11 protein-coding genes and 1 riboswitch are annotated in these 12,239 nt (G+C 60.3%); of the genes, 6 read left to right on the top strand and 5 right to left on the bottom strand.

The genetic code is table 11. The features are described 5' to 3' along the window. Window positions 1–139: 139 nt before the first annotated feature. Complete coding sequence (locus tag ABIA48_RS16755; protein WP_007981644.1) at window positions 140–589, bottom strand: c-type cytochrome; 450 nt, start codon at window positions 587–589, stop codon at window positions 140–142. 127 nt (window positions 590–716) lie between these two features. On the opposite strand from ABIA48_RS16755, the gene mltA reads away from it, so the two are divergent. Then, window positions 717–1,901 carry a murein transglycosylase A gene (gene mltA, locus ABIA48_RS16750; RefSeq protein ID WP_429490066.1) on the top strand — a complete coding sequence of 395 codons (1,185 nt, stop codon included), beginning with the start codon at window positions 717–719 and terminating at the stop codon, window positions 1,899–1,901. A gap of 146 nt (window positions 1,902–2,047) precedes the next feature. Here mltA and ABIA48_RS16745 read toward each other — a convergent pair whose 3' ends face one another. Both ABIA48_RS16745 and ABIA48_RS16740 read right to left on the bottom strand, forming a co-directional pair. Next, window positions 2,048–2,431 (bottom strand): MAPEG family protein, encoded by a 384-nt coding sequence (locus ABIA48_RS16745; protein WP_429490064.1) that lies wholly within the window; start codon window positions 2,429–2,431, stop codon window positions 2,048–2,050. Between the two features lie 50 nt (window positions 2,432–2,481). Further along, window positions 2,482–3,315, bottom strand: coding sequence for an EamA family transporter (locus ABIA48_RS16740; RefSeq protein ID WP_429490062.1), 834 nt, complete (start codon window positions 3,313–3,315; stop codon window positions 2,482–2,484). A 220-nt stretch (window positions 3,316–3,535) separates the two neighbouring features. Between ABIA48_RS16740 and ABIA48_RS16735 the strand changes: the two genes are divergently transcribed. Further along, window positions 3,536–4,705 carry an MFS transporter gene (locus ABIA48_RS16735; RefSeq protein ID WP_429490060.1) on the top strand — a complete coding sequence of 390 codons (1,170 nt, stop codon included), beginning with the start codon at window positions 3,536–3,538 and terminating at the stop codon, window positions 4,703–4,705. A 3-nt stretch (window positions 4,706–4,708) separates the two neighbouring features. On the opposite strand, the gene ABIA48_RS16730 is transcribed toward ABIA48_RS16735, so the two are convergent. Together ABIA48_RS16730 and ABIA48_RS16725 are read right to left on the bottom strand one after the other, a co-directional pair. Beyond that, window positions 4,709–5,605 carry a formate/nitrite transporter family protein gene (locus ABIA48_RS16730; protein ID WP_429490058.1) on the bottom strand — a complete coding sequence of 299 codons (897 nt, stop codon included), beginning with the start codon at window positions 5,603–5,605 and terminating at the stop codon, window positions 4,709–4,711. 176 nt (window positions 5,606–5,781) lie between these two features. Further along, entirely contained in the window at window positions 5,782–6,186 is a 405-nt protein-coding gene (locus ABIA48_RS16725) for an acyl-CoA thioesterase (protein WP_007981658.1), read from the bottom strand. 198 nt (window positions 6,187–6,384) lie between these two features. Continuing rightward, a riboswitch (S-adenosyl-L-homocysteine riboswitch) is annotated at window positions 6,385–6,484 on the top strand. Window positions 6,485–6,507: 23 nt separating this feature from the next. On the opposite strand from ABIA48_RS16725, the gene ahcY reads away from it, so the two are divergent. The 4 genes from ahcY (at window position 6,508) to ABIA48_RS16705 (ending at window position 12,019) form a co-directional block, all read left to right on the top strand. Further along, window positions 6,508–7,917, top strand: a complete 1,410-nt coding sequence (gene ahcY / locus ABIA48_RS16720) for an adenosylhomocysteinase (protein ID WP_007981660.1) — start codon at window positions 6,508–6,510, stop codon at window positions 7,915–7,917. Window positions 7,918–8,077: 160 nt separating this feature from the next. Next, window positions 8,078–8,923, top strand: a complete 846-nt coding sequence (metF, locus tag ABIA48_RS16715) for a methylenetetrahydrofolate reductase [NAD(P)H] (RefSeq protein ID WP_007981661.1) — start codon at window positions 8,078–8,080, stop codon at window positions 8,921–8,923. Between the two features lie 192 nt (window positions 8,924–9,115). Then, window positions 9,116–9,931, top strand: coding sequence for a substrate-binding periplasmic protein (locus ABIA48_RS16710; protein ID WP_429490056.1), 816 nt, complete (start codon window positions 9,116–9,118; stop codon window positions 9,929–9,931). A gap of 222 nt (window positions 9,932–10,153) precedes the next feature. Continuing rightward, the gene (locus ABIA48_RS16705; protein WP_429490054.1) at window positions 10,154–12,019 is read left to right on the top strand and encodes a DEAD/DEAH box helicase; all 1,866 of its coding nucleotides are present in this window, start codon (window positions 10,154–10,156) and stop codon (window positions 12,017–12,019) included. The last annotated feature ends 220 nt before the right edge of the window (window positions 12,020–12,239 follow it).

Raw genomic sequence — 12,239 nt, 5'->3', positions numbered from 1 at the left:
ATCTTTGGTGCTACTAAAGCAGCCTTCGCGAGCAAGCCCGCTCCCACACTGGTTCTTCAGTGAACACAACATTTGTGCCAGCCGAAATTCAATGTGGGAGCGGGCTTGCTCGCGAAGACGTCAGACCGAACAACACCAATCAATGATCCCGAAACGCCTTATGACACGCACTGCAAGCATCTTCGACTTTCTGCACCGCCGGCCCCAGGTTGCTGGCCTTGTAGGGTTGAACCTGACTGGCGATCACCAATTCACCGGTGGCGCTCTCAAGGTCACGGGCCATTGTCTGAAAGCGTGCCTGTTGCTCCCAGACATCGCTCTTGGCGCTGGTGTGATCGTCCTCGCGCACTTGCGGGAAATGTTGCCACGGCTCACGGGACAGCACATCGAGTTTCACCGCGCCCTCGGCGAACTTCGGGCCATCGAACGCAATGCGCCCACGCAACATGCCACCCAGGTCTTCGCCGGTCTTGAGCATCTGCTTGAAAATGGCCTTGCGCTGGCCAAGCGGCGAGTTGGGGTCGATGCCGCCACAAGCGGACAACGTCAGACAGGCCAGCAATACAACAGAAAGTCTTTTAAGAGTCATGGTGGCTTCAGGTCACGGAAACGGCGGCCAGTATCCTCGCGTCATCGGCAAAGACCAATAGCCCTATTATCAACAAGGGTTGCCTGAGCGCATGGAGCGCACGGGCAACCGGCAAAGGAATCACTCCATGAACAGCCGTTTCAAGGCATGGCGCCACAGCCTGGCCTGGACCCTGCCGATGGTGGCCCTGCTCGCAGGCTGCACCGGTGGCGACAACCAACAACCGAAAACCCACGCCCTGGCTACCTACTCCAGTGCCACGTGGGAAGCTTTGCCGGCGGTATCCGACAGCGACCTCGTCGCCGGTTTCGGTTCATGGCGCAGCGCCTGCACCCGACTCAAGGCCGACCCGGTCTGGGGTGGCACCTGCGCAGCCGCCGCCACGGTGCCGCAAACCGCCGGCGACATCCGTGGTTTTCTCAAGCAGAACCTCGATGTCTATGGCCTGCGCGCCGCCAACGACAACCCCAACGGACTGATCACCGGCTACTACGAACCGGTCTATCCCGGGAGCCTGAACCAGACCAGCGCTGCCAATGTCCCGGTGTATGGCGTCCCCGAGGACATGATCATCGTCGCCCTCGACAGCATTTACCCGGAGCTCAAGGGCAAGCGCCTGCGCGGCCGGCTCGAAGGTCGCGTGCTCAAGCCCTACGACGATGCGGCAACCATCGAAAACAAAGGGGTCAAGGCGCCGGTCGTGGCCTGGCTGACCGATCCGATGAACCTGCAGTTCCTGCAGATCCAGGGCTCGGGTCGCATCCAGCTCGACAATGGTCGTCAATTGCGCATTGCTTATGCCGATCAGAATGGCCATCCGTATCGACCGATCGGCCGCTGGCTGGTTGAGCAAGGTGAGTTGAAAAAGGAAGACGTGACCATGGGTGCCATCAGCACCTGGGCCAAGGCCAATCCGTCGCGGATTCCCGAACTGCTCGGCAGCAACCCCAGCTATGTGTTCTTCACCCGCAACCCGGACAGCAACGAAGGTCCGCGCGGCTCGTTGAACGTACCGTTGACCGCCGGTTACAGCGCGGCGGTGGATCGCAAGGTGATTCCGCTGGGCAGCCTGTTGTGGCTGTCCACCACCAAACCGGACGGCACAGCCCTGGTTCGCCCAGTGGCTGCGCAAGACACCGGCGGCGCAATTGCCGGCGAGGTTCGGGCGGATCTGTTCTGGGGTACCGGCGATGCGGCCGGGCAATTGGCCGGGGACATGAAACAGCAGGGGCAGATCTGGATGCTCTGGCCCAAAGGTGCTGCATTGCCGCAAGTGCCGCAGGTGGCGGATGCGGTCAAAGCCAATCCTTGAGTCCCGCATCGCCTGACTGACCGCTTTCGCGAGCAAGCCCGCTCCCACACTGGATCACCGTCGAACACAGATTTTGTGTTCACTGAAAATCAAAATGTGGGAGCGGGCTTGCTCGCGAAGAGGCCCGAAAAAACCCTGAAGATCTTTCAGGCCGACACAACAAAGAAGCTCACGATCAACCCTATCCCCACGAACCACACAAGCGACCGCAGCGTCGCCCAGTCCGCCAGATAACAAATGATGTAGAGCAGGCGGCTGGTAATGAACAACACCGACAGCACATTGATCGTCACCAGTTCGGCATTGCCGACCAGGTGCGCCACGATCACCGCCGCGGCAAACGCCGGAATCACTTCAAAACTGTTCAACTGCGCCGCGTGCGCCCGTCTGCCCAAGCCTTCCAGAGAGTCGAGAAAATCCCGAGGGTCATGATTGTCTTTCAGCCTGAACCCGCCACTGATCTTGGCGACCCACGTACATACATACGGCAGGAGAATCGCGATCAAAATGCACCACAGAGCCACCGTCATAACGCCGTCCTTTGTTCAAGTTCATAGAAAATCGAATTTCATCGGAGCGATCAAAACTTCATCACCAGTATGCCGATCAGTACCAGCCCGCAGGCCAGGAGCCGAGGCCGACCGAAAGGCTCCTTGAGGTAACGCATGCCAAACAGCACCACCAGAATCACACTGATCTCGCGCAATGCCGCCGCTTCGGCAATCGAACCCAGTTGCATCGCCCACAGCACCAGAGCGTAGCTGAATAACACGCAGAACCCGACCGCCAGGCCAAGCCGCCACTGCTCGCGCCAGAACAACATAAACGCGGGGCGCTTGCGCACCAACGCCAACAGCGGAAACGGCCAGGCGCTAAGCAGAGTGACCCAGACCAGGTAATCCAGTGGATGAGACCAGCGCCGCAATGCCTGCCCGTCGATGTAGGTGTAGCAACCGATGCACAGGCCGATCAACGCCACCACCGGCAACATCGACCACGGCAGGCGCGTACCGCCACCGCCCTGCCAGAGCAGGCACAACATGCCGAACGGGATCAGCAGGATGCCGAAAATCTGTTGAGGGGTCAGCACTTCCCCGGCAAAGATCAGCGTCAGCGCCAGCACCACCAACGGTGACAGGCCGCGCATCAATGGGTAGACCAACCCGAGGTCGCCAACCCGATAGGCCTGGATCAGCAAATAGCGATAGAGCAACTCGAACGCCGCCGACGCCAGGATCCACGGCCAGATCTCCAGCGGCGGCACGCTCAGGAACGGCAACATCAGCGCGACAAAGAGCAGCGCCACGCTGTCCATGCAGGCCACCACCAACAGCCGCTCCGCACTGAACTTGATCAGGGTATTCCACGCCGCATGCAACAGCGCCGCCACCAACACCAACGCCGTCGCAAGCACGGCCTACTCCTTTTGTTATCTCCACGCTCCTACGGAATCCGCGCAGAGAATTGATTCGCCATATTTCAGTGGCTGTTTATACTGCAAGCGACCACGCCGCACTCAGTTGCGCACAGACTAATTCCAATAAAAATTCTGCCCGGCCCACTCTCGTCGAGAATGGTCGTCGGCCTGCGTATGCCTGATCACAGCGTCAAGACTACCGACAGAGACCTTGCGCATGCCACTCGCCTTGCTTGCCCTCGCTGTTGCCGCCTTCGGCATCGGCACCACCGAATTCGTCATCATGGGTCTGTTGCCCGACGTCGCCCGCGACCTCGGCGTGAGCATTCCCGATGCCGGATTGCTGATCACCGGCTATGCCCTGGGCGTAGTGTTCGGCGCGCCGATCCTCGCCGTCGGCACCGCCAACATGCCGCGTAAAGCCACCCTGCTGGGCATGACACTGATGTTCATCCTCGGCAACATGCTCTGCGCACTGGCGCCGAATTACGTAACGCTGATGGCCGCGCGAGTGATCACGGCACTGTGCCACGGCGCATTTTTCGGCATCGGTTCGGTAGTGGCTGCCGGGCTGGTCGCCCCCAACAAACGGGCCCAGGCAATTGCCATGATGTTCACCGGCCTGACCCTGGCCAATGTACTCGGCGTGCCATTGGGTACCGCACTCGGGCAATACGCGGGTTGGCGCTCGACGTTCTGGGCGGTATCGGTGATCGGTGTTTTGGCTGCGATTACGCAATGGATCTGGCTGCCAAAACACATCGCGATGGATAAAGCCAACCTGGCCAGCGAGTTCAAGGTGCTGGGCAAGGCCAGCGTATTGCTGGCCCTGGGCATGAGTGTGCTGGCCTCGACCAGCCTGTTCAGTGTGTTCACCTACATTGCGCCGATCCTGCAGGACATCACCGGCGTCAGCCCTCACGGCGTCACCCTCATGTTGCTGTTGTTCGGCGTTGGCTTGACCGCCGGCAGCATGCTCGGTGGTCGTCTGGCGGACAGCCGGCTGCTGCCTTCGCTGGTGGGTATGGCACTTGCGGTACTGGTGGTGCTGGCGGCGTTCACGCAAACCAGTCACTCGGTGATCCCGGCTGCGATCACGCTCGTGCTGTGGGGGACTTTCGCCTTTGCACTGTGCCCGATCCTGCAGTTGCTGATCATCGATCAGGCTCATGAAGCACCGAACCTGGGTTCGACCTTGAACCAGAGCGCCTTCAACCTCGGCAACGCCGCCGGCGCATGGATTGGCGGCCTGGTGGTGGCCAGTGGCGCGGACCTGGCGGATTTACCCTGGACTGGCGCATTGGTCAGCGGGCTGACCGTGCTGACTGCGTTGTTCTTCATCTATCGCCAACGTCGGGGTGCGGCTGCGCTTGGTGTGGTGGGCTGAGCATCACCTTGATGGTTTTTTGATCAATTGCGGGGCGGGCGCGCCGCCCTGATCCACCGATTTCTTCGGTGGCCCGCTTTCGCTGCGAATCTGTGCATGGCTGATCAGCGCGAAAATAAAACTGCCACCGATGATGTTCCCCGCCAGCGTCGGCCCGGCAAACACCAGCCAGAAATCCTTCCACGGCAATTCACCCGCGAACACCAGATACGACACCTCGGCCGAACCGACCACGATGTGAGTGAAATCCCCCAGCGCCATGAGGTAGGTGATGAGAATGATGATCCACATCTTGGCGCTCTCCATGGACGGAATCATCCAGACCATGGTGGCGATCATCCAGCCGGAGACGATGCCCTTGGCGAACATCTGACTGGCATGGTTTTCCATGACCTTGCGGCCGATATCGAGGAAAGCGACATCGGTCTTGCTGTCGAAGATCGGCAGTTCCAGCATCACGTACGCCACCAGCAAAGTGCCACAAAGGTTGCCGATCAACACCACCGTCCACAGCCGCAGCAGCCGGCCGAAATTGGCCAGCGTCGGCTTGGTCATCACCGGCAGGACAGCGGTCAGGGTGTTTTCGGTAAACAGTTGCTGACGGGCCAGGATCACCGCGAGAAAACCGGCGCAATAACCGAAACTCGCGATCACCTTGAACCCTTCACCGTCCGGCAGACGCGAATTGAGCAATCCCATGGCCATCAGCGACAGGCCCATGGTCAACCCCGCCGCCAGCGCCGACCACCACAACGCGGCAATGCTGCGCTCCAATTCCTGATCGCCCTGGGTGCGGATGATTTCATGCAACACCGCGGCACGGGGCGGCTGGCTCTTTTCGACTTCGTGCTCTTCTTGCGCCGAAAGGTTCGGGGTCTTGCCGTCTTGTGCCGAGTTCATGGGATGCGCAACCGGTGGCGGGCTATTTAGCTACGACACGCGGGGTTCACGGCTGTTCAGTGCCCAGACAAATCTTCGGCGAATACAGAACCGCTTTCGCGAGCAAGCCCGCTCCCACATTGGAATACGTTTCAAATGTGGGAGCGGGCTTGCTCGCGAAGAAAGCGACGCCGATCTTACTGAACGGCGTCATCGTCCTTGAACTGGTCCTTGACGTACTTGATCTCGGTCCGCCCGTGGGGCGCCGGCAAGCCGTCTTCACCGAGGTTCACGAAGACCATTTTCTCGACCGTGAGGATGCTCTTGCGGGTGATCTTGTTGCGCACTTCGCAGGTCAGGGTGATCGAGGTGCGGCCGAACTCGGTCGCCGTGATGCCCAGTTCGATGATGTCGCCCTGGCGCGAGGCGCTGACGAAGTTGATTTCGGAAATGTACTTGGTCACCACACGCTGGTTGCCCAACTGGACGATGGCGTAGATCGCCGCCTCTTCGTCGATCCAGCGCAACAGACTGCCGCCGAACAAAGTGCCGTTGGGGTTGAGGTCTTCGGGTTTTACCCATTTGCGGGTGTGGAAATTCATATTCACTCCTGACCTTCTTGCCGATTGACGCCCGGCATCATGGCAGAGCCCGGACTAGAGCTCTATAAAGCTTCGACTATGGTCTCGATTACCGTTCGGACATTGACTGACAGAAACGCTTTGGAAGATCAGCATAGCCCGCTATAATCGCCACCGTTTCAAAACGGTCATCATCACTTGATACCGTTTTCCCGCCACCTGTCCGAGGGGCGCTGCAGCAGGCTAGACCTGTCAGGCTCGGATGGGGCGTTGTCTGGCCTTAAGCCAGACACTAAACGCACAACGGCGCCCATTCGCATACATTACGAATGGAGGCTCTTCATGAGCGCTGTTATCACGCCTGCAGATTTTACCGATTACAAAGTCGCCGACATGTCCCTGGCTGCCTGGGGCCGTCGCGAAACCATCATCGCCGAATCCGAAATGCCGGCCCTGATGGGTCTGCGCCGCAAGTATTCCGTTGAGCAACCGCTCAAGGGCGCGAAGATCCTCGGCTGCATCCACATGACCATTCAGACTGCCGTGCTGATCGAAACCCTGGTTGCCCTGGGTGCCGAAGTGCGCTGGTCGTCCTGCAACATTTTCTCGACTCAGGATCAGGCCGCCGCGTCCATCGCTGCTGCCGGCATCCCGGTTTTCGCCTGGAAAGGCGAGACCGAACAAGAGTACGAGTGGTGCCTGGAGCAAACCATCCTCAAGGATGGCCAGCCATGGGACGCCAACATGATCCTCGATGACGGCGGCGACCTGACCGAGCTGCTGCACAAGAAGTACCCACAGGTTCTGGACCGCGTCCACGGCGTGACCGAAGAAACCACCACCGGCGTTCATCGTCTGCTGGACATGCTGGCCAAGGGCGAGCTGAAAATCCCGGCCATCAACGTCAACGACTCGGTAACCAAGAGCAAGAACGACAACAAGTACGGCTGCCGTCACAGCCTGAACGATGCGATCAAGCGCGGCACCGACCACCTGCTGTCCGGCAAGCAGGCGCTGGTCATCGGCTACGGCGACGTGGGCAAGGGTTCCGCTCAGTCCCTGCGTCAGGAAGGCATGATCGTCAAGGTTTCCGAAGTCGACCCGATCTGCGCCATGCAAGCCTGCATGGACGGTTTCGAAGTGGTTTCGCCGTTCATCGACGGTATCAACAACGGTACTGAAGCCAGCATCGACAAGGCCCTGCTGGGCAAGATCGACCTGATCGTGACCACCACCGGCAACGTCAATGTTTGCGACTCGAACATGCTCAAAGCCCTGAAGAAGCGTGCTGTTGTCTGCAACATCGGCCACTTCGACAACGAAATCGACACCGCTTTCATGCGCAAGAACTGGGCATGGGAAGAAGTGAAGCCGCAGGTGCACAAGATCCACCGTACCGGCGCTGGTGATTTCGACCCGCATAACGACGACTACCTGATCCTGCTGGCCGAAGGCCGTCTGGTTAACCTGGGCAACGCAACCGGCCACCCAAGCCGCATCATGGACGGTTCGTTCGCCAACCAGGTTCTGGCGCAGATCTTCCTGTTCGGCCAGAAGTACGCCGACCTGTCGCCAGCCCAGAAAGCCGAGCGCCTGACCGTTGAAGTGCTGCCGAAGAAACTCGACGAAGAAGTGGCCCTGGAAATGGTCCGTGGCTTCGGCGGCGTTGTGACTCAACTGACCAAGACCCAGGCCGACTACATCGGCGTGACCGTCGAAGGTCCGTTCAAGCCGCACGCTTACCGCTACTGATCGGTTCTGCTGCCTGCTCTCCCTGTGGGAGCGGGCTTGCTCGCGAAAGCGGTTTATCATTCAACATTAATGTCGACTGACCCACCGCTTTCGCGAGCAAGCCCGCTCCCACATGGGATGTGCAAGCCTCACAGGCTTACGCGTTTTCAAGGGTATTCCCATGTCCCAAGATCGTCGCTACAGCTTCGAGTTCTTCCCTACGAAGACCGATGCTGGGCAAGAAAAGCTGCTCGCCACTGCTCGCCAGCTGGCCAGCTACAACCCCGATTTCTTCTCCTGCACCTACGGCGCCGGCGGCTCGACCCGTGATCGCACGCTGAACACCGTGTTGCAGCTCGAAAGCGAAGTCAAAATCCCTGCCGCCCCGCACCTGTCCTGCGTGGGTGATAGCAAAGCTGACCTGCGCGGCCTGCTGGCCCAGTACAAGGCCGCCGGCATCAAGCGTATCGTTGCCCTGCGCGGTGACCTGCCTTCGGGCATGGGCATGGCCAGTGGTGAAATGCGCCACGCCAATGACCTGGTTGAATTCATTCGTGAAGAAACCGGCGATCATTTCCACATCGAAGTTGCCGCCTACCCGGAAATGCATCCGCAAGCACGCAACTTCGAAGACGATGTCGCCAATTTCGTACGTAAAGCCAACGCTGGCGCCGACAGCGCGATCACCCAGTACTTCTTCAATGCCGACTGCTACTTCTACTTCGTGGAGCGTGTGCGGGCATTGGGTGTGAACATCCCGATCGTGCCGGGCATCATGCCGATCACCAACTACAGCAAGCTGGCGCGTTTCTCCGATGCCTGCGGTGCGGAAATCCCGCGCTGGATCCGCAAGCAACTGGAAGCCTACGGCGACGACACCCAGAGCATTCAGCGCTTTGGCGAACAGGTCATCACCGAGATGTGCGAACAACTGCTGCAGGGCGGCGCTCCAGGGCTGCACTTCTACACGCTGAACCAGGCTGAAGCGAGCCTGGCGGTGTGGAAAAACCTGAAGCTGCCGCGTTAAAAGTCGTTAAAGCAAGAACAAAAGATCGCAGCCTGCGGCAGCTCCTACAGAGAAATGTGTATTCCCTGTAGGAGCTGCCGCAGGCTGCGATCTTTTGCTTTCAACGCACTATTAATGTGCGGCAACCCACGGAGTTAGAGCATCTGCGGTCAGTTTCTGGCTCTTTCCGGTTTCTCGTCGTAATCTCAAGCCATGCCTTTGATCACGCAGTTAATCGCCGTGCTTGTCTTCACTTGCCTGAGCTTCGCCGCCCGGGGCGAGAAGCTGCGCATTGTCACGGAACCGTGGGCGCCTTACGTATACGAAGACAACGGCAAATCACTGGGCCTGGACTACGAAACCACCGCGATTGTCTTCAATCGCCTGGGCATCGACGTGGAATGGCAGTTCCTGCCCTGGAAACGCTGCCTGTCGATGCTTGAATCGGGTCAGGCCGATGGCGCGCTGGACATCTTTCACAGCGACGAGCGTGATGCGACCCTGCTCTACCCCAGCGAACCCCTGTCTGAAGTCCAGTTCGTGATGTTCTACGCCAATGCCCGGCCCCATCCGTTTCGCACTCTTGATCAATTGCGCGGCCTGACTATCGGCACCTCGCCGGGTTATCTGTACAGCAAGGACTTCAGCGACTCTACGCTGTTCACCCGCGAGCCGGCCCCCACCCATGAAGCCAACTTCGGCAAACTGGTACGCGGGCGGATTGACCTGCTGATTACCGACCGCCGGGTCGGCCAGCATTTGCTCGACGAACTGGGAATCCGCGACAAAATCACCGAAAACCCCACGATCATCAGCCAGCAAAGCCAGTTTCTCGCGGTACGGCGCAATGCAGGCATGGATCTGCTGGTGCAGCGTTTCGGTGCCGAACTCAAGCGTTTCAAGCGCGAGCCCGCCTACGCTGAACTGAGTGCCCGCTACGGCGCGGAACCGGCCGCCAGCGTGAAGGCTGAAAAGACCGCGGCGACCTCGGAAAAAACCGTTGAGCAGCATGAAAGCAGCGCGCAGTGATTGCTCTGTTATACTCCGGCCTTCCCGCCAGGCTCACGCCCGGACGCTCGGAATCGTTAAAGGCATCTCGACCCCGCTACTGCGCAGCTTTCAGCCCGCGCGAGCGCTTGCAGACGAGCCTTCGAGACCCAGCAGGACCGGACGGGATAGCGTCTCCTTAAACGCCATTCGCGCCAGGCAAGACTCCCATTGGGCCAAGCCCTAACTAAAACAGGATTTCTCATGTCCTTTGCTTCCCTCGGTCTCTCCGAGGCTTTAGTCCGCGCCATCGAGGCGGCGGGCTATACCGAGCCTACTCCGGTGCAACAGCGGGCCATTCCCGCCGTGTTGCAAGGTCGCGACCTGATGGTCGCGGCACAGACAGGTACTGGTAAAACCGGCGGTTTCGCCCTTCCGATCCTGGAGCGGTTGTTCCCTAACGGTCACCCGGACAAATCCCAGCGTCACGGTCCGCGCCAGCCGCGCGTGCTGGTCCTGACCCCGACCCGCGAACTCGCCGCGCAAGTGCATGAAAGCTTCAAGGTCTATGCCCGCGACCTGAAGTTCGTCAGCGCCTGCATCTTCGGCGGTGTCGGCATGAACCCTCAGGTTCAGGCCATGTCCCGTGGCGTGGACGTGCTGGTGGCCTGCCCTGGCCGCTTGCTCGACCTCGCCGGCCAAGGCAGCGTCGACCTGTCCCACGTGGAAATCCTCGTGCTGGACGAAGCCGACCGCATGCTCGACATGGGCTTCGTCCATGACGTGAAGAAAGTCCTGGCGCGTCTGCCGGCCAAACGGCAGAACCTGCTGTTCTCGGCGACCTTCTCCAAAGACATCACCGACCTCGCCGGCAAGCTGCTGCACAACCCGGAACGCATCGAAGTCACGCCGCCGAACACCACGGTCGAGCGTATCGAACAGCGCGTGTTCCGCCTGGCCGCCAGCCACAAGCGCTCCCTGCTGGCGCACCTGATCACCGCCGGCGCGTGGGAACAGGTGCTGGTGTTCACCCGCACCAAGCACGGCGCCAACCGTCTGGCCGAGTACCTGGACAAACACGGCCTGAGCGCCGTCGCCATCCACGGCAACAAGAGCCAGAACGCCCGCACCAAAGCCCTGGCCGATTTCAAGGCCGGTACTGTGCGCATCCTGGTCGCCACCGACATCGCCGCTCGCGGCCTGGACATCGACCAGTTGCCCCACGTGGTCAACTTCGAACTGCCAAACGTCGATGAAGATTACGTGCACCGTATCGGTCGTACCGGCCGTGCCGGTCGTTCGGGCGAGGCGATTTCGCTGGTAGCCCCGGACGAAGAAAAACTGCTGAAAAGCATCGAACGCATGACCAAACAGAAAATCGCCGACGGCGACCTGATGGGCTTCGATGCGAGTGCCGTGGAAGCCGAGAAACCTGAAGTGCGCGAGCGTCCGGACATGCGTAACCCGCGCAATCCACGTGGCCCGCGCGGCGACGGTCCGAACGGCAGCGGTGGCGGTCGCAAGGACAAAGGCAAAGACAAGGGCAAGGAAAAACCGGCGGGTGAGCGCGGTGAGCGCCCGGCCCGTCAGCAAAAACCTCGCGAAGGTACCCCGGCCCGCGAACAGCGTCAGCCGAGCCAGCCACCACGCGCAGCCGCTGATCGTGCCCCGGACGAGTTCCTGGACGACGATATCGATAACTTCGGTAACCGCGTCGACTACGTGCCGCAGCAGAAGCCGGCTCAAGGCCGTGGTCGCCGTCCGGGTGCTCCGGCACAAGGCACCGCGGCAGGTTCGGGCGCTCCCCGTTCCGGCAAACCACAAGGTCGCCAGAACGGTCCGCGCAACAGCGACGGCGCCACCACCGGCACCCCACCGGCCAAGCGCAACGGCCCACGCAGTGGCGCACCGCGCGACGGCCAGGCCCGCCGCGAAGACTCGCGCAATCGCCGCCCGGCCCGTGACGATCAACCTCGTTCGGAACCGGCCGTGCAAAACCCGCGTGGCCCAGCACCGAAGATCATGCACAAGGAGTCGAAGGCTGACCGCTTCCCGACACCTGAGCAACTGGATCAACTGCCAAGCCGCCCGCGTGGTGAGAAACCAGCGTTGCTGACCCGCAATCGCTGAGTTATCGCCGCAATAAAAAATGCCCCGAACCGAAAGGTCCGGGGCATTTTTTATGAACGATACAAAACCCTGTGGGAGCGGGCTTGCTCGCGAAAGCGGTAGTACATTCAGCATCTGCGGTAACTGACCCACCGTATTCGCGAGCAAGCCCGCTCCCACAATGGGTTTGTGTTCGGCAATAAAAAACGCCCCGGACCTTTCGATAGGGGGCGTTTCTGTG

The organism is Pseudomonas sp. S30_BP2TU TE3576, from assembly GCF_050436025.1.
Taxonomy (GTDB): Bacteria; Pseudomonadota; Gammaproteobacteria; order Pseudomonadales; family Pseudomonadaceae; genus Aquipseudomonas.
The sequence above is the reverse complement of the archived record's forward strand: the minus strand, read 5'-3'. Positions and strand labels throughout refer to the sequence as shown.

Coding starts and splice junctions, on each gene's coding strand:
- mltA (WP_429490066.1), top strand. CDS start 717: ATGAACAGCCGTTTCAAGGCATGGCGCCACAGCCTGGCCTGGACCCTG.
- ABIA48_RS16730 (WP_429490058.1), bottom strand. CDS start 5,605: ATGAACTCGGCACAAGACGGCAAGACCCCGAACCTTTCGGCGCAAGAA.
- ahcY (WP_007981660.1), top strand. CDS start 6,508: ATGAGCGCTGTTATCACGCCTGCAGATTTTACCGATTACAAAGTCGCC.
- ABIA48_RS16725 (WP_007981658.1), bottom strand. CDS start 6,186: ATGAATTTCCACACCCGCAAATGGGTAAAACCCGAAGACCTCAACCCC.
- ABIA48_RS16735 (WP_429490060.1), top strand. CDS start 3,536: ATGCCACTCGCCTTGCTTGCCCTCGCTGTTGCCGCCTTCGGCATCGGC.
- ABIA48_RS16710 (WP_429490056.1), top strand. CDS start 9,116: ATGCCTTTGATCACGCAGTTAATCGCCGTGCTTGTCTTCACTTGCCTG.
- ABIA48_RS16705 (WP_429490054.1), top strand. CDS start 10,154: ATGTCCTTTGCTTCCCTCGGTCTCTCCGAGGCTTTAGTCCGCGCCATC.
- ABIA48_RS16745 (WP_429490064.1), bottom strand. CDS start 2,431: ATGACGGTGGCTCTGTGGTGCATTTTGATCGCGATTCTCCTGCCGTAT.
- metF (WP_007981661.1), top strand. CDS start 8,078: ATGTCCCAAGATCGTCGCTACAGCTTCGAGTTCTTCCCTACGAAGACC.
- ABIA48_RS16755 (WP_007981644.1), bottom strand. CDS start 589: ATGACTCTTAAAAGACTTTCTGTTGTATTGCTGGCCTGTCTGACGTTG.